Raw genomic sequence first — 26,281 nt, 5'->3', positions numbered from 1 at the left:
CCATGAATTTTGAAATTAGCGACGAACTTAAGAGTGCTCGGGACAGTTTGGCCCGCGTTCTTGCCGACCACTTCTCGCCTCAGCACCGGCATGCCTTGGCCGCCGATAGCACGAGCTATGCAGAGCAGGCGTGGAAAGAAATTGCAGGCCTTGGCCTGACTGGGTTGCAGGTTCCGGAAGCCTTTGATGGCCTCGGTGGTAACTTCACCGACCTCTTGCCATTACTCTATGAACTCGGACACTCGCTTGCTCCAGTCCCGTTTTTATCCACCTGCGTGCTGGGTGCTGTCGCGCTGCGAATGGCGGGCAATCCCGAAGTGCAACGCACGCTGCTGCCAACCCTGGCCGCAGGCAACCTGAAAGTGGCTTGCCCACACACGCTGACACCCGACTCTGTTCCTGGCGATGTCTCAGTGCATACCCACAACGACCATTGGCTGCTCAACGGCGCGCAAAAGCAATTGCCGTATGCGGTGTCGGCCGACTGGCTTATCCTTGTCGCGAAGACCGACTCGACCAAAGGTTCGCAACAGGGTCTTTTCCTGGTCGCACGGCATGCACAAGGCGTGCACTTTCGAGCGTTCCGACTGATCGACGGCACACCTGCCGCCGATGTTCGCTTTGAAAATACACATGCTACCGCCCTATGCGCTCCAGGCAGTTCCGAGGTCAGGGCCAGCATCGACGCCATGGCTGCAGCCGGCATCGCCGCAACCTGCGCACAAATGGTCGGGGCCATGGAAGCGGCACTCCAACTAACAGTCGAATATCTGAAAACGCGCCGGCAGTTCGGCCGCCCAATTGGTGAGAACCAAGCCTTGCGCCATCGCACCGCGGAAATGCTGGTCTCGCTGGAGACGGCACGTAGCTTGGCAATCGCGGCGGCTGTCGCAGCTGGCACGGGTGGCTTTGGACAGGCACATACTCGTGCCGACCTGCATCGTGCCAAGTTTTTGGTCGGCCGTAATGGACGTACGCTCTGCCAGACTGCGATACAGCTCCACGGTGGCATTGGCATGACCGAAGAATATGCCGTAGGTCACTATCTACGCCGAATCCACGTACTCGATCAGCAGTTCGGAAACGGTGCCGCACACTTGCGGCAACTTACCCAACAAGGGTGAAGAGCGGGGCGTTCAACGCCCCGCTTTGATGATCCCGCGTGTCACTCGCTTTCGTTCAAACACTTTGGACCAGTTCCGGCACCGCCACGAACAGGTCGGCCACCAGCCCGTAGTCGGCCACGCTGAAGATCGGCGCCTCCTCGTCCTTGTTGATGGCGACGATGACCTTGCTGTCCTTCATGCCGGCCAGGTGCTGGATGGCGCCCGAGATGCCGCAGGCCACATACAGCTGCGGCGCGACGATCTTGCCGGTCTGGCCGACCTGCAGGTCGTTGGCGGCGTAGCCCGCGTCCACCGCGGCGCGGCTGGCACCGATGGCGGCACCCAGCTTGTCGGCCAGCGGGGTCATGACTTCGTCGAACTTTTCCTTGCTGCCCAAGGCGCGGCCGCCCGAGACGATGATCTTGGCGGCCGTCAGCTCGGGCCGGTCGCTCTTGGCCAGCTCGGCGCCGACAAAGCTCGACTTGCCGCTGCCGGCCACTGCGGCCACGGTCTCGACGGCGGTGCTGCCGCCCGTCGCGGCGGCGGCGTCGAAGCCGGTGCTGCGCACGGTGATCACCTTGGTGGCGTCCTGAGACTGCACGGTGGCAATGGCGTTGCCGGCGTAGATCGGGCGCTCGAAGGTGTCGGGGCTGTCGACCTGGGTGATGTCGCTGATCTGCGCCACGTCCAGCTTGGCGGCCACGCGCGGGGCCACGTTCTTGCCGGCGGCGGTGGCCGGAAACAGGATGTGGCTGTAGTTGCCGGCCAGCGCCAGCACCTGGGCGGCGACGTTCTCGGCCAGCCCATGGGCCAGGCCTTCGGCGTCGGCGTGCAGCACCTTGGCCACGCCGGCAATCTGCGCGGCGGCCTGGGCGGCGGCGCCGGCGTTGTGGCCGGCCACCAGCACGTGGACGTCGCCGCCGCAGGCCTTGGCCGCGGTGACGGTGTTGAGGGTCGCGCCCTTGATGGCGGCGTTGTCGTGTTCGGCAATGACGAGTGCGGTCATGTTTTTTCTACCCTCTTGATCAGATCACTTTGGCTTCGTTGCGCAGCTTGTCCACCAGCGTGGCCACGTCGGGCACCTTGATGCCGGCGCCGCGCTTGGGCGGCTCGGCCACCTTCAGGGTCTTCAGGCGCGGCTTGACGTCGACGCCCAGGTCCTCGGGCTTGACGGTGTCGAGCGGCTTTTTCTTGGCCTTCATGATGTTGGGCAGCGTGACGTAGCGCGGCTCGTTCAGGCGCAGGTCGGTGGTCACCACCGCGGGCAGGCTGATGGCGATGGTCTCCAGGCCGCCGTCGACCTCGCGCGTGACCTTGGCCTTGTCGCCGTCGATCTCGACCTTGCTGGCGAAGGTGGCCTGCGGCAGGTCGGCCAGCGCGGCCAGCATCTGGCCGGTCTGGTTGGCGTCGTCGTCGATGGCCTGCTTGCCCAGGATCACCAGGCCCGCCTGCTCCTTGTCGAGCAGGGCTTTCAGCAGCTTGGCCACGGCCAGCGGCTGCAGTTCTTCGGCGGTCTCGACCAGGATGGCGCGGTCGGCGCCGATGGCCATGGCGGTGCGCAGGGTTTCCTGGCACTGCGCCACGCCGCAGGAGACGGCGACGATCTCGCTGACGGCGCCCTTTTCCTTCAGGCGCACGGCCTCTTCGACGGCGATCTCGTCGAAGGGGTTCATGCTCATCTTGACGTTGGCAATGTCCACCCCGGTGCCGTCGCCCTTGACGCGCACCTTGACGTTGTAGTCCACCACGCGCTTGACCGCGACGAGTGCTTTCATTTTTTCACCACCATTGAATGGCAATACAACAGCAATTCAGCGATCACTGCGTGGCCTTGCCGCCATCAGAAGCTGCGGCCTCGTATTGTTTGAACATGCGCACGACATCACGCCGGTAGTCTTCCGTGCTGCCACGGTAGTCTTCCAGATGCAAGCGCTGCCGCGCGGCCTTCATGGCATCAGAATCGACAACCTTGTGGACCGCGCCTGCAAGGGCCGATTTGATCTTGTCAGGGGTGTCCGCTCGCACAGCCAATCCGTAATAACTGTTGAACACCATATCGGTCATTCCCAACTCATAAAAGGTCTTGACCCCAGGGAAGAAAGACGTCCGATCCGGTGATCCCGTGTAGGCCAACACCCTCACCTTGGAACTGCTCATCACCGTCTGGGTCAAGCCCACGGTCGCGAAGTACCCATCAATCTCACCGGCCATCACCGCCTTGACGCCATCTACGCCGCCCTTATAGGGCACCATGCGATGCTTGATCTGCAGGTGTTTGGTCATACGGGCAGCTAATATGGAATAAGAGCTCACGCCGATACCCAAGGTCCCCACGTCCAACTCTCGATCCAGACCCCTGAGATTCTCGAGTTGCTCCCAACCTCGATTGGCGGGCACGATGAAGGCATAGTTGGTTTGCGCCAAGGGCGAGATGATCTCGAACTCCGAAGGCTCATAGGCCAGTTGGGGCGTGGTCAACTTGGCGTTGAACAGGCCATCGGACTGGAATAGCAAGGTATGGCCATCTGCCGGTTGCATCTTGACAGCCAAAGTGCCCACCGAAGTGCCACCACCGGGACGATTTTCTACTATTACGCTCGTTTTCAACTCCTTGGCCAGCTCCTGTGCAAAGGCCCGGGCCATACCATCGGTGGATGCACCGCCCGCCGGAAAAGGCACAACGATGCGTACCGTTCGGTTCGGCCAGACCTCTTGCGCTGGCACAGAGGATGCAGCACACAAGCCTCCCAGACACGCGAGCGCCGCCGTTATTGATTTCAATCGATTCAACAAATTCATCGAAATTCCTTTAAGCGGCATATATCTCAAACAAGCCTGCAGCCCCCATACCTCCGGCGATGCACATCGTGACTACGGCATATTTGGCGCGACGACGGCGGCCTTCCAGCAGCACATGACCAGCCAGTCGTGCTCCTGTCATGCCGAAGGGATGCCCAATAGCAATCGAGCCGCCATTGACGTTGAGCCGTTCGTTGGGAATGCCCAGCCGATCACGGCAGTAGACGGCCTGCGAGGCGAAGGCCTCGTTGAGTTCCCACAGGTCGATGTCCTCGACTTTCAGGCCGTGGCGAGCAAGCAACTTGGGCACAGCAAATACTGGGCCGATGCCCATTTCGTCGGGCTCGCAGCCCGACACTGCAAAGCCGCGGAAGGCGCCTAACGCCTGCAGGTTGGCACGTTCGGCGGCCTTGGCCTCCATCAATACGCAGGCGGACGCGCCATCGGACAACTGCGAGGCATTGCCCGCGGTGACGAACTTGCCCGGGCCTTTCACTGGCTCCAGCGCCGCCAGCGCCTCGTAGGTGGTGCCGCGGCGGTTGCAGGTGTCGTGGTCGATGGTGACCTCGCGCTGGCTGATCGTGCCCGCGGCCTTGTCGGCCACAGCCATGAAAGTTGTCACCGGGATGATCTCGTCGCGGTACAAGCCCGCCAGCTGCGCCTGCTCGGTACGGCTTTGGCTCTGCTGCGAGTAGCGGTCCTGCGACTCGCGACTCACGCCATAGCGCTGCGCCACCACATCGGCGGTGTCGATCATGGCCATGTACAGCTCGGGCTTGTGCTCCACGATCCACGGGTCGGATCCGCCCTCGGCCCCAGCCACCGGTACCTTTAGGCCGGAGATGCTTTCCACGCCACCGGCCACGATGGCTGCCTCGCCATCCATCACGATGCGGCCGGCGGCTTCGGAAATGGCCTGCAGGCCCGAGGCGCAGAAGCGGCTCACGGTGGTGCCGGCCACAGAAATCGGTAGGCCGGCGCGGATCGCGGCCTGGCGGCCGATGTTGCGCGCCATGCGGCCCTCGGGGTTGCCGCAGCCCATGACCACATCCTCGATGAGGCCCGGGTCGATGCCGGCGCGCTCGACGGCCGCGCGCACCGCGAAGGCCGCCAGGGTCGGCCCCGGCGTGATGTTGAATTCGCCGCGGTGCGCCTTGGTCAGGGGCGTGCGGGCGGTGGAGACAAAGACGGCTTCACGCATGGTGTGCAACAGGTTCAGACAGTGACGTGCGCCAGGCGGAACCGCGCCAGCGCGGTGTCGCCTTCCCACTCGATTTGCAGTTCTACGGGTGCGTCGGCGACCAGCGCCTCGTTCGCATCCACGATGTTGGTCAGAAGGCGCGGCCCCTCGGCCAGCTGCACCAAGGCCACGTTGTACGGCAGCCTGCTCTCGAAGGCCGGGTGGTAGGCCGTGTGGTAGACCACCCAGCTCACGAGCGTGGCCTTGCCGCTGGAACGCTCCCAGCGCGGCTCGGGCTTGAGGCAGTGGGGGCAATGCCTGCGCGCGGGCAGCCAGGCGTTGCCGCAGCTGCACCGCTGGAACACCAGGTGGCCTTCGCGCAGCGCGTCCCAGTAGGGGCGGCTCAGTTCAGTCGGTTCGGGCTTGGGCATGTCCATGTCAATTCCCCAGCAGGAGCGTGCCATGCGTGTGCATGGTTCCGCCCTGGTTGCTCACCACGCACAGCTTCGCGCCGGGCACCTGCAGACGCGCCGTGCCGCGCATCTGGCGCACGCCTTCCATGATCAGCTGCAGGCCCGGCATGCCGGTCTCGGACAGCAGGCCGCCGCTGGTGTTCACCGGCAGCCGGCCGCCATGCGCGATGGCCCCGCCGCGCACGAAAGCGCCGGCCTCGCCCTTGCGGCAAAAACCGTAGTCCTCCAGCGTCATCAGCACCGTGACGGTGAAACAGTCATAGAGCTGCGCCACGTCCACGTCCTGCGGCCTGGCGCCCGCCATCTGGAAGGCCGTGTGCGCCGCGCGAGCGGCCTCGGTGGAGGTCAGCGTGGCGCGCTGCGGTAGCTCGAACGAGGTTTGGCCGTGGCCGAAGCCCAGCACCGGCACCGGCTGCGCCACCCCGAGCTCCTGGGCCCGCTTGGCGCTCATGACCACCAGCGCCGCGCCACCGTCGGACACCAGGGCGCAGTCGTCCTTGCGCAGCGGGTCCACCACCCAGGGCGAGGCCATGTACTTATCCAGATCCAGCGGCGCGCGCAACTGCGCGTTCGGGTTGCCGGCGCCATGGTTGCGGCTGGCCATGGCCACTGCGGCGAAATCCTCGGGCCGCGTGCCATATTCGATCATGTGGCGACGGTGGATCATCGCGTAGCCGGCGGCGGTGGAGAACCAGCCGTAGGCCGCATCGTCGCCGCGCGGACGGCCGTACACCGCGCGGTTCCCGGTGCGGGGGTTGTCCGCGTAGCACACCAGTGCCACGTCGCACTGCCCCGCCTCGATCGCCATGATGGCGAAGGACAGCAGCGTGATGTTGGCCGCGCCGCCCTGGTCCCAGCAGCCGCCCATGCGCGGGGTGATGCCCAGCGCCTCGGCCACCTTCTGCCCGTACATGAACTGGTGAGCCGAGGTCGGCACCTTCACGAAGACGGCATCGACCAGCGACTTGTCCACACCCGCGTCGTCCAGTGCATGGCGGCAGGCCTCCACGTTCAGGGACACGGTGTCGTGGCCCGGCAACTTGCCGAAGGCCGTGTGGCCGATGCCGGCGATGACGTAGCGTCCGCTCAGGCTCATGGTCAATTCCCCGTGAAGCGCGGCGAACGCTTCTCTGCGAAGGCCTGGCGGCCCTCGGCGGCGTCTTCCGAGCGTTGCAGGATGTTCTGCACCAGTTGCTCGAAGCGCAGGCCGGCGGCCAGGCCTTCCTGCGATCCGCGCAGCGCCAGCTCCTTGATCGCCTGCACCGCCAGCGGCGCATTGGCCGCCACGCGGCGGGCCAATTCCAGGGCGGTGGCCATCACCTGGTCGGCCGGCACGACGCGGTTCACCAGGCCCCAGCGGGCCGCCGTCTCTGCATCGATGGCATCGCCGATCAACAGCAGCTCCATGGCGATGGCGTGGGGCAGCTGCGCCGGCAGGCGCTGCGTGCCGCCGTTGGCGGGAATGATGCCGCGCTTGACCTCGCTGAGCGCGAAGGTGGCGTGGTCCGCCGTCACCCGCAGGTCGGTGGCCAGCATCAGCGTCATGCCGCCGGCCAGGCAGTGGCCGTTGATGGCGGCGATGACCGGCTTGTACACCTCCAGGCCCCGATTGAGCAGCATGCCCTTTTGCGTCTGCCATAGCTCGGATTGGGGCACCTTGCGGCCGATCCAGGACTTGAGATCCGCGCCCGCGCTAAATACCTTGTCACCCGCGCCGGTGACGATAGCCACGCGGATCGCGTCGTCATCACGCACCCGCGTCCATGCTTCAGAGAGCGCTTGATAGTGCTCCGCATCCAGCGCGTTGCGTTTCTCGGGCCGATTTAGGGTGATGACCGCAATGCCGCCATCGAGCAAGTCAAGGTCAATGGACATATGCGTTCCGGCCAATCAACGGTTACCCAGCAACTGGCGCGCCAGCACCATGCGGTGCACTTCAGAGGGGCCTTCACCGATGCGCTTGATCCGCATCTCGCGATACCAACGTTCCAATGGCAGTTCCTGCGACACGCCCAAGCCACCGAGAATCTGGATCGCACGATCGACCACTCGACCCGCCGTCTCGGTGGCAGTCACCTTGGCGATGGACGAGGCCACCTTCAGGTCGCCGCGACCCAAGTCGGCAATCCACGCCGCCTGCCAAGTAAGCAAGCGCGCAGCGCGCAACTCCATCTCGCTATCAGCAATCATCCACTGAATGGCCTGCTTGTCGGCCAGCTTGGTTCGAAAGGTCTCGCGCTCCTTGGCCCAGTCGATGGCGATCTGCAGTGCCGCCTGCGCCACACCGATGGTGCCCGCAGCGTAAGGAATGCGACCTTCAATCAGCCACTTCTCGCAAATCGCAAAGCCTTGCCCCTCTTCGCCCAGCCGGTCTTCCACCGGTATCTCCACGTCCTTGAAGGTGATCTCGTAGGGCGAATATGAGCGGATCACGGGAATGGGTTTGAGGCTCATACCCTCCGGATTGCCATTGACGATGAAGGCTGTTATGCCTCCACGGTCGCCCTGCTCGCCGGTGCGTGCGAAGACGATGCCCCAATCGGCACCCTTGGCACCGGTGATCCACATCTTGCTGCCGCTCAGGAAATATTTGTCGCCCTTGCGCACGGCACGTGCACGTATAGAGCGAGCCGGGTTGGCGCCGCCGGAGGCCTCGCTGATCGCGAAGTAGATCTTCTTGCCTTGTCGGATGCCAGGCACGCCGTAGCGCTCGATCTGATCCGGAGTGCCCAGCCAGATGGCATTCGGGGGATCCGCACCGAAGGCGCCACAGGCCGGCACATAGGCGCCCATACGGCACTTTGCGGCCTCCTCAGCCACCACTGCCTGGCCTAACAGGCTCAGGCCTGCGCCGCCATACTCGACCGGCGAACGCACGCACCACAGGCCGATCTGCCGCGCCTTGGTCTGTAGCCGGTTCAAAACATCGGTAGGCAACTCATAGGCGTCGTGCGGCAACTTGTCTTCGGCGGGTTTTACCTCCGCAGCCATGAAGCGGCTCACGGTGTCTTGGATCTGGCGGAGCTCCTCGGAAAGCTCCCAGCTGTCTGTATTCATGGTGTCTCGTCGGATAGGGTTGGTTTCAGCCAAAGGGAATTCTGACTCGTGGAATCAAGTTCGTCAAGTGGAACTTAACCCTTGACGAATATCGTACAGAAAGAAATAATGGACTCGCGTCCATCCCTCGGAATTTTTGACTACCTACTTCAGCCACACCATGTCCATTTCCCATTTCCTACGGTCGCTGCTGTGTGTCGCGACCCTGCTCTCTGCCGCTCTGTTCTCCGTCGCCGCCCAAGCGCAGGTCACCCGCATCGTGGTACCTTTCAATGCCGGCGGCGCCACCGACAGCTACGTGCGCGCTATCGCCGACGAGATGACCCGTCGAGGCATCCAGACCATCGTGGAAAACAAGCCAGGTGGCTCCGGCATGATCGCTGCCGACTTCGTCGCGCGAGCGAAGCCGGACGGCCTCACTCTGTTCATGGGGTCCAACAGTACGCTGGCCAACAACGTCGTGCTGTTCAAGAAGATGACGTACGACCCGTTCAAGGCCTTTACACCGGTGTCACACATTGGCTACCAGCCCAGTATCCTGATTGCCCGTGCCGACGCACCGTTTACCTCCCTAAAGGAGTACGTTGCCTATGCCAAGGCTCACCCCGGACAGATCAATCGTGCATCGGTGGGCGCGGGCAACATTACCAACTTGGCCGGCGTGATGCTGGATCGCGCAGCCGGCATCACCACCACGCACATACCTTATACCGGCGACCCCCTCGCAATCCAGGCCCTGCTGGCCGGTCAGGTGGACGTCTACGTTGGTTCTTTGACGCTCGCACTGCCGTACACGCAGGCCGGAAAGCTGCGCGTGCTCGGCGTGTTCGACGACAAGCGGCTGGAACAACTACCCAACACGCCAACCTTGAAAGAGTCAGGCTACAACCTTGATGCCTACGCTTGGTACTGCCTGGTAGCCCCCGCTGGGACACCGGTCGCCACGGTGGACAAGCTCAATCGCACGATCAACGAAATCCTGCAGGACAAGGAGTTCGTCGCCCATGCGAGCCAGATCGGGGTGGTACGCCGCGGTGGCACTCCTCAGGAATTAGGCCAGTTCATCCAAGCCGAATACGATCGCTGGGCGCCGGTGTTGACCGAACTCGGTCTCGCTAAGAAGTTTTGACCGGGTTCTCTGTTTATGATTATCACCACGCCCCGCCCGCTGTACCGCAGCGAGCAACTGACGCGCACCTTCGCGCCGCGCAGCATTGCCGTCGTCGGCGTTTCCACCAATCCGGCCTCGTTCGGTTCCATCACCTACGCAAACATCGCCGGCCCGGGACGCTTCACCGGTCCTGTTTACATGGTGAATGCAAAGTACGATCGCATCGGCGACCAGCCATGCTATCCCTCCGTCGGCGCCCTACCGGAAACGCCGGATTGTGTCTTTATCGCCGTGCCGCGCGAAGCTGTCGAGGCGGTGGTGGTCGAGTGCGCGAAGCGTGGGGTGGGTGGAGTGGTGCTGTTTTCATCCGGTTTCTCGGAAACCGGCATCCCTGAGCGCATCGCACAACAGCAGCGCCTACTAGAGATTGCTCGCGCGGCCGACATGCGCCTGGTGGGCCCCAACTGCGTGGGCTTCATGAACTATGGGCTAGGCTTGGTAGGCACCTTCGGAACGGCCTCCTACAAAGGTTCACCTCGGCCACGGGCAATTGGACTGGTGAGCCAATCGGGCGCCATCGGTGCCGCTCTGGCTCAAGCTCAGGAACACGGCCTGTCATTGAGCCACATGCTGACCTGCGGCAACGCCAGCGATATCGATGTAGCCGACCAAGTGGCCTATCTGGCCACCGACCCCGGTTGCCAAGCGATCGCCTGCGTATTCGAGGGCATGAACGATCCGGCGCGCTTCCTAGCGGCCGCCGCCCTGTGCCGCGAAACCGGCAAACCTCTGGTGGTTCACAAGCTGGGCACCAGCGTGCGCGGAGCACAGGCGGCGGTGTCACACACCGGCTCGGTGGCCGGCTCCCAGGCGGCCTACCGCGCGGCCTTCGAGCAAGCAGGCGTGATCATGGTCGATGAACTGGAGGCGCTGCTGGACACCACTTCCTTCTTTGCCAAGGCGCCAGCGCCCCAGGCACGCGGCGTTGCGGTGGCGGCCGTATCTGGTGGCGCTTGCATCCTGCTGGCCGACAAGGCGGAACTGCATGGTGTGGATCTGCCCCACCCCACCCCCGCGACGATGGCGGTGCTCGAAAACCTGATCCCCGAATACGGTGCGCCGGGCAACCCCTGCGACATGACGGCGCAGGTACTGTCCACCCCCCAGCAGCTGCTCGACTGCTTTGAGGCCCTGATGGCCGACCCGCAATACGGCGCCTTAGTGGTGCCGCACACCTTCGCATACGCGCCGGCCACTGCCCGCATCGAGACGTTGGGTAAGGCGGCGGCCGAACACGGCAAGATTGCCTGCAACGTGTGGATGACGCAGCACCTGGAAGGCCCCGGTGCCATCGAGAGCGAGCACAACCCCCATGTAGCCACCTTCCGCTCCATGAACCACTGCATGGCGGCCCTGGCGGCTTGGCACAGGCGGGCCGACTGGCTACTCGAGCAGGGGCCTGCCGCGCCGCGGGTATCGCAGCCCTCGGCACGCGAGCGTGCGGCCGGTCTCATCGCTGCCTCGCCCAACGCCACGCTCACCGAGCGCGAAGGCAAGGAGGTGCTCGCCGCCTATGGCGTGCCGGTCGTGCGCGACCTGCTCACACACTCTGCCGACCAAGCGGCGACCGCCGCTCGCGAAGTGGGCCTGCCCGTGGTGCTCAAAGTCGAGTCGCCTGACATCCCGCACAAGACCGAGGCCGGCGTGATCCGACTGAACCTCAAGACGGAGGGCGAAGTGCGCCAAGCCTTCGCCGACGTGATGCGCAACGCGCAGGCGGCGACGCCGTCTGCGCGCATCACCGGCGTGTTGGTGCAACCTATGGTGCCCCAAGGCACCGAGATCATGGTGGGCGCGCGCGTCGATCCGCAATTCGGCCCGATGGTGGTGGTTGGCCTGGGCGGAATCTTCGTGGAATTGCTCAAGGACACTACCGTGCGGCTGGCGCCCGTGGGCATCCCACAAGCGCGCAAGATGCTGGGGGAGCTCAAGGCCCAGGCGGCACTCAATGGCTTTCGCGGCGCGCCACCGGTGGACCGCGAACGCTTGGCCGAGGTAATCGCCCGGATTTCCGAATTCGCCTCCGACCAGCGCGATCGCATCGCGGAACTGGACGTCAACCCTCTCATCTGCGCCGGCGAGCGCATCATCGCCGTCGACGCCCTCATCGCCAAACCGCAAGCATGACCGACAACACCCCCCAAGTGGCCGTCCGGCTGACCACCTCGCCGCTGGAGCAATTCCGCGCCCGCCTCGCTGGCGGCGAGCTGGCCTACCAGGTCGATGAAGACGGCCGCGCCCTGTTCTACCCCCGCGTGGCCGCGCCCGCGGGCTACCGCGGCGAACTGCGCTGGGCCACCAGCGCCGGCCTGGGCACCGTCTACGCCACCACCGTCATTTCGCCCAAGGGCGAGCCCGCCTACAACGTGGCGCTGATCGACATGGACGAGGGCTTTCGCCTCATGAGCCGGGTCGAGTCCATCCCCGCCGAACAGGTGCGCATCGGCCTGCGGGTGAGGGTGCGCATCCACCCCGCCGAGGGCGACGAAGGCCCCCATCCCGTGTTCGACCCCATGGAGGCCGCATGAACACCACCTTGAAGCGCGGCTCGGCCGCCATCGTCGGCGTGGCCGAATCCGACCTGGGCGAAGTCGCCGCTGGCATGAGCGTCATCGATTTGATGGCGCAGGGCGTGCACCGCGCGCTGGCCGACTGCGGCCTGGCGCTGGCCGATGTCGACGGCGTGTTCGCCGCCGCCGGCCAGAGCCGCATGCCCAGCACCGCCCTGTGCGAATACCTGGGCCTGAAGCCCCGCTACCAGGACTGCACCATGATGGGCGGCTCCTCCTTCATGACCCATGTGGCGCACGCGCAGGCGGCCATCGAGCTGGGCCTGTGCGAGGTGGCCGTGATCGCCTACGGCAGCACGCAGCGCAGCGCCGGCCGCAAGAACGTCGCGCCGCGCGAGTACAACCCCTACGAGACGCCCTTCCGCCCGGTCCTGCCGGCCAGCGCCTACGCCCTGGCGGCCTCGCGCCACATGCACCAGTACGGCACCACGCGCGAGCAGCTCGCGCAGGTGGCGGTGGCGGCGCGCCAGTGGGCGCTGCGCAACCCGGCGGCCTGGGAAAAGGAGCCACTGACGGTGGAGCAGGTACTGGCCGCGCGCATGGTGAGCCACCCGCTGACGGTGCGCGACTGCTGTCTGGTGACCGACGGCGGCGGCGCGCTGGTCATGACCAGTGCAGCCCGGGCGAAGACCCTGCGCAAGCCACCCGCCTTCGTGCTGGGGGTGGGCGAGAGCATCAGCCACCAAACCATCAGCAACATGGCCGACCTGACCGTCACCGGCGCGGCCCGCTCCGGCGCGCAGGCCTATGCCATGGCCGGCCTGAAGCCGCAGGACATCGACGTGGTGCAGGTCTATGACGCCTTCACCATCACCACCCTGTTGTTCCTCGAAGACCTGGGCTTTTGCCCCAAGGGCGAAGGCGGCCGCTTCGTCAGTGACGGCGCCATCGCCCCAGGCGGCCGGCTGCCGGTGAACACCAATGGCGGCGGCCTGTCCTACTGCCACCCGGGCATGTACGGCCTATTCGTGCTGATGGAGGCCGTACGCCAACTGCGCGGGGAATGCGGCGAACGTCAGGTCGCCGGCTGCGAAACCGCCATCGCCCATGGCAACGGCGGAGTACTGTCCAGCCATAGCACCGTGGTGCTCGGGAGCGCCAGCACCATCTGACGCGCACGACCCGAGTCGTGCACCTGGATCAAGAGCCCGCGCACCCGGGCCACTGCTGACCGCGCGCGCAGAGCCCTCTGTTCACTGACCCGTAAATCGCGGCGTGCGCTTTTCCTGGAACGCGGCGCGTCCCTCTGCATGGTCGCGGGTCTGGGACAGCTGCGGCCCCACCAGCAACTCCATCTCCAGAAACTGCTCCAGGGTCGGCGAGACGCTGTGGGCGAACAGCTGCTTGGCCATGGTCAGAGCCAAGCCGGGGCCTTGGGCGTACTGCGTGGCCAGGGCCAGCGCCTCGTCCAACACGCGCTCGGGCGGCTCCAGGCGTTGCACCAGCCCCTGCGTAGCGGCCTCCTCGCCGGTAAGCTTGCGGGCGCTGTATACCAGTTCCTTGGCGCGCGAAAAACCCATCTGCCGCGCCAGGAACCAGATCGCACCGCCATCCGGCGCCAAGCCCACCTGGGTGAAGACCTGCGAGAAATTTGCACCCGGCGTCGCCACCACGATGTCGCAGGCCATGGCCAGGCTGAAGCCGATGCCCACGGCCGGGCCGCGCACCGCCGCCACCACAGGTTTGTCCATGCCGTGAAGCGCGCGCACCATGGCATGCATGGTCTTCATACGCTGGCGCGAGCCGGCCAGGCCGCGCCCGCCCATCTTGCCCACGTCAGCGCCAGCGCAGAATGCGTCGCCAGCGCCGGTCAGCACGACGGCGCGAACGGCATCGTCCTCGGCCACGTCACTGAAGGCCGCCAATAAGGCGCGGCGCATCTCTAGATCCAGCGCGTTCCTGCCGGCCGGGTTATTCATGGTGACCACGGCGACGACGCCGCGTCGCTCGATGTCGATGCTGCTCATGGAAGACTCTTTCTGGACGAAGGGAGGGAAAAGACGGCGACAGGATATCAGTTTCGTTTGACGGAATCAATTCCACGGAATAGACTATGCCGCTATGACAACCGACAATTACTCCGTCCAGGGCGGCACCGCCGTCATCACCCTGAACAATCCCCCCGTGAACGCCATGGGCCATGCGGTGCGCCAGGAGCTGGCGGCGCAGCTAGAAGCCGCGTGGGCCGATGCGCAGGTGCAGGCCATCGTGATCACCGGCGCCGGCAAGCTCTTTTGCGGCGGAGCCGACGTCAAGGCCTTCAACACCCCGGCCTCGCGGGCCGAGCCGAGCTCGCGCACCATTGTCAAACAGATCGAGGCATCCACCAAGCCGGTGATCGCCGCCATCCACGGCAACGCACTGGGTCTGGGCCTGGAGTTCGCCATGGGCTGCCATTACCGCATTGCCCAGCGCGACGCCAAGCTGGGCCTGCCCGAGGTCAAGCTGGGCCTGCTGCCCGGCGGCGGCGGCACTCAGCGACTGCCGCGGCTGGCGGGCGTGGAAGCGGCCCTGCGCATGATCGTCGAAGGCAATCCCGTGGGCGCCGACGAGGCCCTGGCGATAGGCCTGGTGGATGAGGTCGCAGCCGGCGAACTGCTGCCCGCGGCGCTGGACTTCGCGGCCCGCGTCAGCGGCCGCAGCGAGCACCCGGTGGCCTCGCGCCGCCAGGCCGCCGCGCCGGCCGAGGCGGGCTGGTTCGAGACGCAGCGCGAGAAGCTGGCCAAAGCCAAGCGCGGCCTGCCCGCGCCGCTGGAATGCCTGGCCTGCATCGAGGCCGCGGTGTCTATGCCTTTCGACGAAGGCATGCAATTCGAGCGCCAGCGCTTCGACGTGCTGGTCAACGGCACCGAGTCCAAGGCGCTGCGCCACCTGTTCCTGGCCGAGCGCGCCGCCGCCAAGATCCCCGACCTCCCGGCCGACACGCCGGTCGCCCCGGTACGCTCGGTGGCGGTGATCGGCGCCGGCACCATGGGCGGCGGCATTGCGATGAGCTTTGCCAACGCCGGCATTCCCGTGACGCTGGTCGAGGCCAGACAGGAAGCGCTGGATCGCGGCCTGGCCACCATCCGCAAGAACTACGACGGCACGGTGGCCAAGGGCAAGCTGGCGCGCGAAGAGGCCGACGCGCGCATCGCCCGCATCGTGCCCACCCTGGATTTCGGGCAGGTCGCAGGCGCCGACCTGGTGATCGAGGCGGTGTTCGAGGATATGGACGTCAAGAAAGAGCTCTTTCGCAAGCTCGACGCCCTGAGCAAGGCCGATGCGATCCTGGCCACCAACACCTCCCGCCTGGATGTGAACGAGATCGCCGCTACCACCACCCGCCCCGGCTCGGTGATAGGCCTGCACTTCTTCAGCCCGGCCAACGTGATGCGGCTGGTGGAGGTCGTGCGCGGCCAGGCCACCGCGCCCGGGGTGATCGCCTCCTCCATGGCGATGGCACGCCAGATCGGCAAGCTGCCGGTGCTGGTCGGCGTGTGCGACGGCTTTGTGGGCAACCGCATGGTGGCGCAGTACGCACGCGAGGCCGAGTTCCTGCTGGAGGAAGGTGCCTTGCCGCAGCAGGTCGATGGCGCGCTGCAGAAGTTCGGCTTGGCCATGGGCCGCTTCGCCATGTCGGACCTGGCCGGCCTGGACATCAGTTGGTCCAGCCGCAAGCGCCAGGCCGCCACCCGGCCGGCGCACCTGCGCTACTCCAAAGTAGCCGACCGCCTGTGCGAGCTGGGCCGCTTCGGCCAGAAGACCGGCGCCGGCTTCTACCGCTACGAAGCCGGCAGCCGCACGCCGGTGCCGGACACCGTGGTGAGCCAGATCATCGAGGAGTGCGCGCGCGAGGCAGGCATCCAGCGCCGCGCCATCACCGACGAGGAGATCGTGGAGCGCTGCATCTACGCGCTGGTGAACGAGGGTGCCAAGGTGCTGCAGGAAGGCATCGCCCAGCGCGCCTCCGACATCGACCTGATCTACGTGAACGGCTACGGCTTCCCCGCGTGGCGCGGCGGCCCGATGTTCTACGCCGACACCGTGGGCCTGGCCACGGTGTACCAGCGTATCTGCCAATTCCACGCGCAGCACGGTGCGTTCTGGACACCAGCGCCGTTGCTCAAGAAACTGGCCGAGGAAGGTAGCAGCTTCAAGGAACTGGGCAATGCTCCGCGCAACGCCTGATGGCGCGAAGGGAAGTAGAGACCACGCCCCAACCGTCGGGTGTCGGTAGTCCCAGCAGAAAGCCCCGCGTTGCGGGGATTTTTTTTGGATCACCAACTCACGAGCCGGGGATCGCCTACGTTTCACTCCGCCATGCTGGCGGCTGCCGTTGCCCTAGCCTTCTTGGCTGCTGGTTTTTTTCGCCCTGGCTCGGGAACATCGACCGCGGTTTCCGCCATGAGCAGTTTCAAGTCGGCTGAGTGTTCGGGGCTGGCGCCGAGGCGCGTGGAGATGTCACGGCCTGCGGCGAGCAGGATGTCGGCTAGTTCCTGGTCGAGCGAATCCACCCGTATGCTGGGGCCGGTCAGTGCCAGGCAGTGGCGCACTGCGCCATGGAGGTCGAAAATGGGCACCGCAATGGCGGTCAGTCCCGGCACGCGCTGGCCGCGCGAAATGGCATAACCTTGACGACGAAAACGCGTCAACTCCCGGTTGAAGGCCCCGCGGTCGAAGTTTGACTCGCTCATGTTGGCCTTGACCACCCGTTCCAAGTCTTGCGATTCCATGTAGGCCAGCAGGATGCGGCTACTCGCCCCCAGATACAGGGGCATGTGTTGACCCGGGCGCGCCATGGACATCAGGGGCGCCGGCGTGTCCACCACCTCCAGCACCATGCGGTCATTACCGACGATGGCGTTAAGCGTGATGGTCTCCGAGGTTTGCTCATTGACCTGCACCATGATCGGCCGCGCAATTTCACGAACGCTCAGGGTGCTGCGCACCAGCCCACCGAGTCGCGCCAGTTTGAGCGACAAGCAATACTGCTGGTTGTCCATGCGCACCAAGAAACCGGCTCGCTCCAGCGTGTTGACCAAGCGGAAAGCCGTGGTCTTGGGCATGCGAATGCGTTCTGCGATCTCCTGCAGCGAAAGACTTAAGTGCTCGTTGTCGTAGGCGTCAAAAATGGCGAGTGCGCGTCCAACGGCACGAATCATGGAATTCTCCTGGTCCGCATTCCGAACCTTGGAACAACTATATCCCATTCTCCTGCTGCAATGCGGTGAAACGGCGACGATGTGCGCTGGCATTTCCCAGCCACGCCGACAGCACGAGTGCGCGCTTTAGGTACAGACCCGCATCGTATTCATCGGTGAAGCCGATGGCACCATGCAACTGGATCACTTCGCGCGTGATGCGTAGCCCACTGTCGCTGGCCCGCGCCTTGAAGCGACTCGCCATCCGTACCCGTTCGACCGTCGGCGTGTCGACGTCAAGCACATGCACCGCCTCGTCGCGCACGGCGCGTACCAGTTCCTGCTGCACGTACAAGTCAGAGGCTTTGTGCTGCAAAGCCTGGAAGCTGCCGATCGGCTTGCCAAACTGCACGCGAGTGCGCATATAACCGAGCGCCATCTGCAGCGCCGCCTCAATCACGCCCTGCATCTCCGCGCCAGCCAAGACTGTCGCTTCGTCCAGCGCGCGTTCAAGTGCGGCAAGGCCCTCCGGGCTGGCCGCACTGACCACTTGGGAGGGGGTGACTCGCACTTTGTCGAACTGCAACAAGCCGCTGGGCGTTTCGTCGGCGCGCTGCTCGTGGTGTATCGTCAGACCTTGCGCCTTTGCATCGATCCAGTACAGGCCACAACCCGTCGCTCCACGCGCGCTGACGATGAACCCGCCCGCGCCAGCCGCACCAGCGACGAAACGCTTGGCGCCGCTGAGCAGCAGGTCGGCAGCGCCATCGGCCTCGACCCGCGTCTCGATCGCAGCGGTATCAAGGGAGCCCAAGCCTTCCTGCCAAGCCACGCAGGGCAACAGGCTGGCGTCCAACAACCGTGGCAGCAGGGTTTGCTTGAGCGCCTCGTTATCGCCGTGCAGCAACACGCGGGCCGCGAAGGTAGCTGGCACCAGAGGATCGGCCATCAAGCCCTTACCCAACTCCTGCAGCACCACGGCCAGTTCGGCGAAGCCCAGGCCCAAGCCACCGTACACCTCGGGCACCACGATACCCAGCCAGCCCAGTTCAGCCATATGGCGCAGGTGCTCGGCTTCATAGCCCGGCAGCGTACCGCGGCGGGCCCTCAGGCGCTTCATGTCAATATTGCGGCCGACATAGCCGGCCGCGCTTTCACGCAGCATCTCAATTTGCTGCTGCGCATCGGATAGGGTGTTTTCCTGCATGGTCTTTCTCAGGAAGGCAAGTCCAGGACGTTCTTGCTCAGGATGTTGCGCTGCACCTGGCTGGAGCCGCCGTAGATGGTGAAGGCACGGCACTCCAAGAAGGGATAGAGGATGTCCATTTCCTCGCCGTCGACGTCGACGTCGCCCAACAAGGCACCCAGGTCACCGGCGGCCTCCACCATCAACTCGGTGACGCGCTGGCAAGTTTCGGTGGCCCAGATCTTGAGCATGGAAACCTCGAAGCCAAAGCTGCCGCCGGTGCGCATGATCTGCGCGAAGCGCTCGTAGGCGGCAGCCGAGTCGAGCACATCCATTGTGACCTGCGTGAGTTTGTCCGCGAAGGCCGGGTCGCCGACCTTTCCGCTGGCCTGGGCCAACTTCTGCAGGCGCAGCAGAGCCAGCATGGACTGGCGCGGCGAGCCGGACCAGATGCGCTCGAAACCAAGCAGCGCCTTGGCCACGTTCCAGCCATCGTTGAGCTCGCCCACCATGTTGGCGACCGGAGTGCGCACGTTGTCCAGGAACACCTCGCACAGCTCCTCGTGGCCGGCAATGTTGCGGATGGGCCGCACGGTGATGCCGGGTTGGCGCATGTCGATCATGACGAAGCTAATGCCCGCCTGCTTCTTCACCGTCTTGTCGGTGCGCACCAGGGCGAACATGTGTGTGGCGTCGAAGGCAACGCTGGTCCAGATCTTCTGACCGTTGATCACGAACTCGTCCCCCTCGATGCGCGCCTCGGTGCGCAGGCTGGCGAGGTCGGAGCCGGCGTTGGGCTCGGAGTAGCCCTGGCACCAAGTGTGCTCGCCCGCCAGGATTTTGGGCAGGAAGCGCCTGCGCTGTTCGTCGGTGCCGCGCGCGATCAGCAACGGGCCGATGTTCATCAGACCTTGGTCCATCACGCGCGGCGCGCCGCTGCGTTCCAACTCCTCCAAATACACTAGGATTTTGGACTGGGTCAGACCCATGCCGCCCCACTCCCTGGGCCAACTGGGCACGAGCCAACCGGATTTCGACAGGGTCAGGTACCAATCCTTGACCTCTGCCCACCTGGGCCGGCGGCTCAGGTGGCGCAGATGCTGCGGCACATGCCGCTGGAAGAAGGCCGCGGCGATACCCCGGAAGTCCTCATCGTCGAGGGAATTCCAGTCCTTCTGGGTGGCTTGCTCGCTCATGACCGACCTCAAATGCCCTTGAACACCGGCGGACGCTTCTCGAGAAAAGCTTTCGCCGCCTCGAGGTGATCCTGCGAGTTCATCGATAGCATCTCGTAGGCAATGGAGGCGTCCAGGATCAGGTTCAGCTGCTGCTTGATCCATTTATTAACCGAAAGCTTTGTCCAGCGCACCGCGAGGGGCGGCACCGCATTCAACTCGCGAGCGATCTTCATCGCCTCCTCCAGAACTTGCTCGGGCGGGGCCGCGTGGTTAATCAAGCCCATGGTCTGCGCCTCAGCGCCGCTCATCAACTTGCCGCGCATCAGGAATTCCTTGGCGCGGTTCGGACCAACCAAAATTGGCCAGATCACCGCGCCACCATCGCCGGCCACCAGTCCTACCTTGACATGAGAATCGCCGAATTTGGCCGTCTCCGAAATCACGGTCGAATCGGCAAACAACGCCAACGTAGCACCCAGGCCCACGGCGTCACCGTTGATCGCGGCCACGATGGGCTTCTCCACTTCCAGGATGCTCTGGAACAGGCGCTTGGTTGACCCCGGCGTGGCCAGTGCGAAGCGCCAAGCCTCCTCGGTACCGAAGCGACTGACCATACGCTTGATGTCACCTCCGGCGGAAAAAATCTTGCCGGCACCGGTCAGCACGATCACGTTCACCTGCGGGTCGTGTTGCAGGTCCAGCCACACATGCTCCAACTCCGCGTGCATCTCGGCGTGGATGGCGTTGCGATTTTCGGGCTGATTCAGCATGAGGGTGGCGATGCCGTTGTCGCACTGGATCGACAGGTATTTGTAACGCGCGTAGTCAGGAGTCATGGAGGTCTCGCTTAGGTTTATTAAATCCACTGAGTGGACACAGTTCCGTTTTGCCGCTACATTGTCATCCCATGGAGTACAACTGTCAAGCCATGCTGCAGGAACTGATGGACAAAGAGGCCATCCGTGATTGCCTGTACCGTTACTGCCGCGGCATCGATCGCGCCAACGAGGAGGTACTTCGCACCGCGTACTGGCCCGATGCCCATGACCGCCACGGGGCCTACGTGGGCAATGTTGAAGGGTTCTTCGCCCAGGCACTGCCGCGCCTGCGCTCGGGTGGGCGGGGCGTGCACCAAATCTCCAACATCCTGATCGAGCTGCATGGCGACATCGCTGCCGTGGAAAGCAGCTTCCTCGCGTTGCAGACGAACGGCGCGACACCGACACATGAAACCTTCTTGTGTGGCCGCTATCTTGACCGATTTGAGAAGCGCCGGGACCACTGGCGCATAGCAGACCGCATCGTGGTGTACGACTGGATCGAGGAACGCACCCGTCGGGAGCTAGCGCAAGACAACGACAACCTGTTCGGCAAGCGCCAACCCAACGGTGGACGCCTCTTGAAGGACCCGCTGTATGCCTTCCTGACGGCAGTACGCGCGCAAGCTGACCCAACTTCTCAGAAAGATCACATTTGACAGCTTGGCCCACTAATAGCAAAAATTGGAATTAGTTTCGAAATATTGACCTACGACTTCTCAAAGGAGACACCATGAATGAGCACCCCACCGGCATCTCACGCCGCCACACCTTGATGGCCTTAGCCGCATCGGGTGTCTCCTGGGTCACCGAGGTGGCGTATGCCGACACTTACCCCAGCAAGCCGATTCGGATCGTGGTGCCCTATGCCGTGGGTGGTTTCACCGACATCGTGTCGCGCCTAGTGGCACAAAAAATGTCAATCAAGCTGGGCCAACCGGTAATCGTGGAAAACAAGGCTGGTGGCTCGACGATCATTGGTGCCGAAGCAGTGGCCAAATCAGCGCCAGACGGATACACCTTGCTGATGGCCGTTACTACGACGATTTCGACCAACCCCTTTTTGTTCAAAAAACTGCCTTACAAGCCCACTGACTTCGTGCCGGTGGCGCTGACCGGGTTGACACCATTCGTACTCAGCGCGCACCCCTCTGTACCGGCGAACACGCTGACCGAATTGATCGCGCTGGAAAAAGCCACGCCCGGCACTCTGAACCTTGCCACCTTGGGCCTGGGCAGTTCTACACACTTGGTGGGCGAGATGTTCAACGCGCTGGCGGGTGTGAAACTCAACATGATTCCATACCGCGGGGCGGGTCCGGCGTTGAGCGACCTGATAGCAGGCCATGTGCAACTCTTCTTTGACGGCATCGCCACCTCCGCTCCGCTGTTTCGTAGCGGCAAGCTCAAGGGCATTGCCATTACCGGCGACAGCCGCTCGCAAGCCGCGCCACAGGTGCCTACCTTCGCCGAAGCGGGCCTGCCGGATATGAAGGCAGCCTCTTGGTATGGCCTGCTCGCTCCGGCGCGCACCCCGCAGGCCATCGTTGAGCTGCTGAACCAGGCTACCAACGAAGCGCTGCAATCGGCCGATGTACACGCCCGCATTGCACAAGACGGCGCTTCGGCGCCCATCCTCACCCCGCAGCAGTTCGGCGACCTGATCGAAACACACACTCGCAACTGGGAGCGAATCATCAAGCCGTTGAACATCAGCCTGGAAATCTGATCTCCATGACGAACCGCACCCCGCGGGCGCTGTCGGGACGCGTCGCGCTGATCACCGGCTCTACCGACGGCATCGGCTTAGCAGTGGCCCGCAGCTTGGCAGCACAAGGCTGCACCGTCATGCTCAATGGTTTTGGCGAGACTCAGGCCATCACCAATCTATGCGAGGAACTTGCCTTCACACACACGGTGGACGTGAGCCATGCCGACGCCGATCTGAGGCGTGAGAACGAAGTTTCAGGCTTGGTGCCGCGCGTGGTGGAACGCTTTGGTCGGCTGGATATCCTCGTGAACAACGCCGGCACGCAGCACAAGGGACCGGTGGAGCAACACCCACCGCATCGCTGGCGCGAGGTGTTCGCACTGAATCTGGACGCCGCTTTTCACACAATTCGAACCGCGCTTCCGGGCATGCGCGCCGGCGGCTGGGGCCGCATCGTCAACATCGCATCGGTGTACGGCCTAGTTGGCGGCGTGGATCGCAGCAGCTATGTCGCCTCCAAGCATGCGCTGGTGGGTCTGACCAAGGCCGTGGCGCTGGAAACCGCCACCACGGCAATCACCTGCAACGCAGTATGCCCAGGCGATGTCTCCACCCGCATCTTCTATCGCAACGCCAAACTGCTCGCCGAGCGCGAGCAGATCACCCGTACCGAGGCACAACAACGTATCGCCGCGACCAACATGCCCTCGGGCCAGGTCGTCTCACCCGAGCAGGTGGCCGCGCTGGTGGCCTTCCTGTGCACTGAGGCTGCGAACGAGATTCGCGGTGCTGCTTTGCCTGTAGACGGCGCATGGCTGGCCCGATGATTCCCCTGTAAATAACACCATGAAAACTACAACCCCGCGCCCCGGTGCGCTTTCCCATCTTCGCGTCCTGGACCTGAGCCGAGTCTTTGCCGGCCCCTGGGCCGGGCAGATGCTGGCCGATCTCGGCGCTGAGGTGATCAAGGTCGAACGCCCGGGCGAAGGTGACGACTCGCGCCGCCTCGGGCCACCCTTTCTGCGCGATGACGCAGACCAGCCCACTCGCGACTCTGGCTTCTACCTAAGTGCCAACCGCAATAAGAAGTCGATAAGCGTCGACATCTCGCGGCCTGAGGGCCAGGCCATCATCCGTGCGCTGGCCCTATCCTGCGACGTGTTGATCGAGAACTACAAGGTCGGCGACCTTGCGCGCTACGGGCTCGACTACGCCGCGCTGCGTTCAGACAACCCACGCCTGGTGTATTGCTCCATCACAGGCTTCGGCCAGACTGGTCCTTACCGCAAGAAGCCCGGTTACGACTCCATCTTCCAAGGCATGGGCGGATTGATGGCCATCACCGGGCATGCCGATGGTGAGCCCGGTGGCGGCCCCCAGAAAGTGGGCCTGATCGTGTCGGATCTAATGGCTGGGATGTACGCCTCGGTCGCCATCCTAACAGCGCTGGAGCACCGCGATGCTGTGTCAGGCGAGGGCCAATACATCGATCTGGCCCTGCTGGACTCTCAGGTAGCAGCGCTGTCGCACGCAGCCATGGGCTACTTGGTCTCGGGAGACTTGGTGCCGCGCTGCGGCACCAAGTCTCCGACGGCCGCACCATCGCAGATGTACCGCTGCCAGGACGGCGCCGTGATGCTGGTGGTGGGCAACAAGGCCCAGTGGGGCAAGTTCACTCAAGTAATGGGGCGGCCCGATCTGCCAAACGACCACCGCTTCGCCACCAACCAAGATCGCATCCGCCACCGTGATGAGCTCAATGCCATTTTGGAACCCATTTTTCTGGCGCATCCCAAACGATATTGGATTGACGCGCTGGCCGAAGCCGGCGTGCCCTGCGGGCCGGTCAACGAATTGCACGAAGTCTTCTCCGACCCACAGGTGCAAAACCGCGGAATGGTGGTGCAGATGCGGCACCCTCGTCGCGGCGCCATGCCGATGCTGGCCAACCCGATCCGCCTGTCTAGCACGCCGGTGCAGTACCGCATGCCTCCACCAGACCTGGGTCAGCACACCGACGAAGTACTGATGCAATTGCCTGGCTATGACGCGACGCGGCTGAAGCAACTACGAGACGACGGCGTTATCTGACCCCCTCCCTACCGAACACATCAGGATCCCATCATGAAGCCTGTACTACTGCTGGAAAACAAGATTGCCCTCGTGACCGGCGCGGGCCGCGGTATCGGTCGCGCCATTGCCGTCGCCTATGCCAACGCTGGCGCACGCGTCATCATCACCGACCTAAGCGAAGCGGCGTGCGCCGACACGCGCGCCGAAGTGGAAGCCGCCGGCGCCCGGGCCTGGACCTACGCGCTGGACGTGAGCAACGCCGCCGCCTGCGTACAGCTGGCGACGGCGGTGGAACGCGATATCGGCGACCTGCGGGTGCTGGTAAACAACGCCGGCCTGATGATCCGCGAGAAGGTGGACAGCCCGCGTGCCCCCGAGGCGGTGCGCCGCCTGATGGAGGTGAACTACTTCGGCACCTTCAACGTGTTGCACGCCTTCCTGCCAGCACTACGCCGCACTCAGGGCTGCGTCATCAACTTGGCCTCCGGCGCGGCACTTACCGGCCTGCCTGGATGCGTGGGCTACTCACCCTCCAAGGGAGCGGTCAAAATGCTCACGCAGTCCATGGCCGCCGACCTGGGCGCTGATGGCATTCGCATCAACGCCATCGCCCCCGGGGTGATCGAGACGGCAATGACCGAGTCGACCCGCAACGATCCCGAACGCCTGGGCCGGTTCATGGCGCGCATCCCCGCCGGTCGCTTGGGCCAGGCAAAGGAGATTGCCGGCCCCGCGGTCTTCCTGGCCTCGGACCTAGCCAGCTATGTCAACGGCATCACCTTGCCTGTCGATGGCGGCAAGCAAGCTGTGTAAGCAAAACCATCCCATAGGAGACATCATGAAGACAGCAACCACCCTCACACGCAGAATACTCTTATGTGCTCTGTGCGCGCCAGCCGCCGTTCTGGCGCAGGCACCCGCCTGGCCCGCGCGACCGCTGAAGCTGGTGGTGCCCTATCCGCCCGGCGGCCTGACCGACGTGCTCGCGCGGCTCGTCTCCCAGAAGGCCAGTGAGCAGTTGGGCCAGCCCATCGTCGTGGAAAACCGCCCCGGTGCCAGCACCATTGTGGGCGCTGAGCAGGTAGCCCGAGCGGCACCGGATGGCTACACCCTGCTCATGGCAGCGACCACCACGCTCACCACCAATCCGCTGCTATTCAAGAAGCTCCCGTACAAACCAACGGACTTCACACCCGTGGCCTTGGTCGGCACTGTCCCCTTCGCGCTGGTCGTGTCCCCCTCCGTACCGGCAAAGGACCTGCGTGAATTCGTGGCTTATGCCAAGGCTCACCCCGACCAGATGACGTTTTCCACTTCCGGACAGGGCGCCTCCTCACACTTGGTAGGCGAGATGTTCAAAGCGGCCACGCAAACCCAGCTGCGCGACATACCATACAAAGGGTCTGCCGCCGCGCTGACGGCGGTGCTGTCCGGTGAAGTAAGTGCCACATTCGATGGCCTCACGAACTACCTTCCTTACGCGCGTGACGGCAAGCTCAAGATTCTGGCGATGTTCAGCGAGCAGCGCGTGCCGGCAGCGGACGCTATCCCCACTCTCCTGGAATCGGGATATCCGGATGCGGTGGCTTATTCCTGGTTCGGTGTAGTGGCTCCGGTCGGCACTCCGGCCACGGTGGTAAACCGGCTCAACCAGGCATTCAATACCGGCCTGCGGTCGCCAACGCTAAATGATCGCCTGCGTACCGACGCAACATCGGGCCCCATCCTCTCGCCCGAAGCTTATGGCGAGTTCATGCGCAGTCAAGCGCAGTTGTGGGAAAAGGTCATCACACCGCTCAATCTGAACCTGACGCCTTGAAGCGCAATGGCGTCATG

The 26,281-nt window shown here is 64.2% G+C and carries 25 protein-coding genes; 12 read left to right on the top strand and 13 right to left on the bottom strand.

Annotated features, from left to right (window positions below; translation table 11 throughout):
* The first annotated feature begins 2 nt into the window (after window positions 1-2).
* Window positions 3-1,124 (top strand): acyl-CoA dehydrogenase family protein, encoded by a 1,122-nt coding sequence (locus tag ACWHMB_RS09700; protein WP_377481254.1) that lies wholly within the window; start codon window positions 3-5, stop codon window positions 1,122-1,124.
* A 55-nt stretch (window positions 1,125-1,179) separates the two neighbouring features.
* Here ACWHMB_RS09700 and ACWHMB_RS09695 read toward each other — a convergent pair whose 3' ends face one another.
* The 8 genes from ACWHMB_RS09695 to ACWHMB_RS09660 are packed head-to-tail and all read right to left on the bottom strand — an operon-like array spanning window position 1,180 to window position 8,615.
* Window positions 1,180-2,112 carry an electron transfer flavoprotein subunit alpha/FixB family protein gene (locus ACWHMB_RS09695; protein ID WP_377481257.1) on the bottom strand — a complete coding sequence of 311 codons (933 nt, stop codon included), beginning with the start codon at window positions 2,110-2,112 and terminating at the stop codon, window positions 1,180-1,182.
* A gap of 19 nt (window positions 2,113-2,131) precedes the next feature.
* Window positions 2,132-2,881 (bottom strand): electron transfer flavoprotein subunit beta/FixA family protein, encoded by a 750-nt coding sequence (locus ACWHMB_RS09690; RefSeq protein ID WP_377481259.1) that lies wholly within the window; start codon window positions 2,879-2,881, stop codon window positions 2,132-2,134.
* A gap of 43 nt (window positions 2,882-2,924) precedes the next feature.
* Entirely contained in the window at window positions 2,925-3,905 is a 981-nt protein-coding gene (locus tag ACWHMB_RS09685) for a Bug family tripartite tricarboxylate transporter substrate binding protein (protein ID WP_377481262.1), read from the bottom strand.
* Window positions 3,906-3,915: 10 nt separating this feature from the next.
* Window positions 3,916-5,106 (bottom strand): acetyl-CoA C-acyltransferase, encoded by a 1,191-nt coding sequence (locus ACWHMB_RS09680; protein WP_377481265.1) that lies wholly within the window; start codon window positions 5,104-5,106, stop codon window positions 3,916-3,918.
* Between the two features lie 14 nt (window positions 5,107-5,120).
* Window positions 5,121-5,522 (bottom strand): Zn-ribbon domain-containing OB-fold protein, encoded by a 402-nt coding sequence (locus tag ACWHMB_RS09675; RefSeq protein WP_377481268.1) that lies wholly within the window; start codon window positions 5,520-5,522, stop codon window positions 5,121-5,123.
* A 1-nt stretch (window position 5,523) separates the two neighbouring features.
* Entirely contained in the window at window positions 5,524-6,654 is a 1,131-nt protein-coding gene (locus tag ACWHMB_RS09670) for a thiolase C-terminal domain-containing protein (protein WP_377481271.1), read from the bottom strand.
* Between the two features lie 2 nt (window positions 6,655-6,656).
* Window positions 6,657-7,433, bottom strand: coding sequence for an enoyl-CoA hydratase/isomerase family protein (locus ACWHMB_RS09665; RefSeq protein ID WP_377481274.1), 777 nt, complete (start codon window positions 7,431-7,433; stop codon window positions 6,657-6,659).
* 15 nt (window positions 7,434-7,448) lie between these two features.
* Window positions 7,449-8,615 carry an acyl-CoA dehydrogenase family protein gene (locus tag ACWHMB_RS09660; RefSeq protein WP_447648519.1) on the bottom strand — a complete coding sequence of 389 codons (1,167 nt, stop codon included), beginning with the start codon at window positions 8,613-8,615 and terminating at the stop codon, window positions 7,449-7,451.
* 160 nt (window positions 8,616-8,775) lie between these two features.
* Here ACWHMB_RS09660 and ACWHMB_RS09655 point away from each other — a divergent pair, with 160 nt between their 5' ends.
* From ACWHMB_RS09655 to ACWHMB_RS09640, 4 genes are read left to right on the top strand one after another with little or no spacing between them, the layout of a single operon-like run.
* Window positions 8,776-9,744, top strand: a complete 969-nt coding sequence (locus ACWHMB_RS09655) for a Bug family tripartite tricarboxylate transporter substrate binding protein (protein ID WP_377481280.1) — start codon at window positions 8,776-8,778, stop codon at window positions 9,742-9,744.
* A 15-nt stretch (window positions 9,745-9,759) separates the two neighbouring features.
* The gene (locus ACWHMB_RS09650; protein ID WP_377481283.1) at window positions 9,760-11,913 is read left to right on the top strand and encodes an acetate--CoA ligase family protein; all 2,154 of its coding nucleotides are present in this window, start codon (window positions 9,760-9,762) and stop codon (window positions 11,911-11,913) included.
* On the top strand, window positions 11,910-12,314 hold the full coding sequence (locus ACWHMB_RS09645; RefSeq protein WP_377481286.1) for a Zn-ribbon domain-containing OB-fold protein: 405 nt from the start codon (window positions 11,910-11,912) through the stop codon (window positions 12,312-12,314). Before ACWHMB_RS09650 ends, ACWHMB_RS09645 begins: the two co-directional genes overlap by 4 nt.
* The gene (locus tag ACWHMB_RS09640; protein WP_377481289.1) at window positions 12,311-13,468 is read left to right on the top strand and encodes a thiolase; all 1,158 of its coding nucleotides are present in this window, start codon (window positions 12,311-12,313) and stop codon (window positions 13,466-13,468) included. The genes ACWHMB_RS09645 and ACWHMB_RS09640 overlap by 4 nt, the downstream gene beginning before the upstream one ends.
* 81 nt (window positions 13,469-13,549) lie before the next feature.
* Here the strand turns inward: ACWHMB_RS09640 and ACWHMB_RS09635 are convergent, their stop codons facing one another.
* Window positions 13,550-14,323, bottom strand: coding sequence for an enoyl-CoA hydratase/isomerase family protein (locus ACWHMB_RS09635; protein ID WP_377481291.1), 774 nt, complete (start codon window positions 14,321-14,323; stop codon window positions 13,550-13,552).
* Window positions 14,324-14,417: 94 nt separating this feature from the next.
* Between ACWHMB_RS09635 and ACWHMB_RS09630 the strand changes: the two genes are divergently transcribed.
* Entirely contained in the window at window positions 14,418-16,526 is a 2,109-nt protein-coding gene (locus tag ACWHMB_RS09630) for a 3-hydroxyacyl-CoA dehydrogenase NAD-binding domain-containing protein (protein ID WP_377481294.1), read from the top strand.
* Between the two features lie 122 nt (window positions 16,527-16,648).
* Here the strand turns inward: ACWHMB_RS09630 and ACWHMB_RS09625 are convergent, their stop codons facing one another.
* Genes ACWHMB_RS09625 through ACWHMB_RS09610 form a run of 4 tightly spaced genes read right to left on the bottom strand, consistent with a single transcriptional unit; the run spans window position 16,649 to window position 20,679 of the window.
* Window positions 16,649-17,500 (bottom strand): IclR family transcriptional regulator, encoded by an 852-nt coding sequence (locus ACWHMB_RS09625; protein ID WP_377481297.1) that lies wholly within the window; start codon window positions 17,498-17,500, stop codon window positions 16,649-16,651.
* A gap of 37 nt (window positions 17,501-17,537) precedes the next feature.
* A complete protein-coding gene (locus tag ACWHMB_RS09620; protein WP_377481300.1) occupies window positions 17,538-18,686 on the bottom strand; it encodes an acyl-CoA dehydrogenase family protein in 1,149 nt (382 codons plus the stop codon).
* An 8-nt stretch (window positions 18,687-18,694) separates the two neighbouring features.
* Complete coding sequence (locus ACWHMB_RS09615; protein ID WP_377481303.1) at window positions 18,695-19,861, bottom strand: acyl-CoA dehydrogenase family protein; 1,167 nt, start codon at window positions 19,859-19,861, stop codon at window positions 18,695-18,697.
* Between the two features lie 8 nt (window positions 19,862-19,869).
* Complete coding sequence (locus ACWHMB_RS09610) at window positions 19,870-20,679, bottom strand: enoyl-CoA hydratase/isomerase family protein (protein ID WP_377481306.1); 810 nt, start codon at window positions 20,677-20,679, stop codon at window positions 19,870-19,872.
* 71 nt (window positions 20,680-20,750) lie between these two features.
* On the opposite strand from ACWHMB_RS09610, the gene ACWHMB_RS09605 reads away from it, so the two are divergent.
* The 6 genes from ACWHMB_RS09605 to ACWHMB_RS09580 all read left to right on the top strand — a co-directional run bounded on the left by ACWHMB_RS09605 (window position 20,751) and on the right by ACWHMB_RS09580 (window position 26,264).
* On the top strand, window positions 20,751-21,320 hold the full coding sequence (locus tag ACWHMB_RS09605; RefSeq protein ID WP_447648518.1) for a nuclear transport factor 2 family protein: 570 nt from the start codon (window positions 20,751-20,753) through the stop codon (window positions 21,318-21,320).
* Between the two features lie 74 nt (window positions 21,321-21,394).
* Window positions 21,395-22,390 carry a Bug family tripartite tricarboxylate transporter substrate binding protein gene (locus ACWHMB_RS09600; protein WP_377481311.1) on the top strand — a complete coding sequence of 332 codons (996 nt, stop codon included), beginning with the start codon at window positions 21,395-21,397 and terminating at the stop codon, window positions 22,388-22,390.
* A gap of 5 nt (window positions 22,391-22,395) precedes the next feature.
* Window positions 22,396-23,199: a 3-hydroxybutyrate dehydrogenase gene (locus ACWHMB_RS09595; RefSeq protein WP_377481314.1), complete on the top strand. Its 804-nt coding sequence runs from the start codon at window positions 22,396-22,398 to the stop codon at window positions 23,197-23,199.
* Window positions 23,200-23,218: 19 nt separating this feature from the next.
* Window positions 23,219-24,463 carry a CaiB/BaiF CoA transferase family protein gene (locus tag ACWHMB_RS09590; protein WP_377481317.1) on the top strand — a complete coding sequence of 415 codons (1,245 nt, stop codon included), beginning with the start codon at window positions 23,219-23,221 and terminating at the stop codon, window positions 24,461-24,463.
* A gap of 33 nt (window positions 24,464-24,496) precedes the next feature.
* On the top strand, window positions 24,497-25,258 hold the full coding sequence (locus ACWHMB_RS09585) for an SDR family NAD(P)-dependent oxidoreductase (protein WP_377481321.1): 762 nt from the start codon (window positions 24,497-24,499) through the stop codon (window positions 25,256-25,258).
* A gap of 25 nt (window positions 25,259-25,283) precedes the next feature.
* Window positions 25,284-26,264, top strand: a complete 981-nt coding sequence (locus tag ACWHMB_RS09580; protein ID WP_377481324.1) for a Bug family tripartite tricarboxylate transporter substrate binding protein — start codon at window positions 25,284-25,286, stop codon at window positions 26,262-26,264.
* The last annotated feature ends 17 nt before the right edge of the window (window positions 26,265-26,281 follow it).

This window comes from Ottowia pentelensis (assembly GCF_964341695.1).
This window is presented reverse-complemented; position numbering and strand designations above follow the sequence as displayed.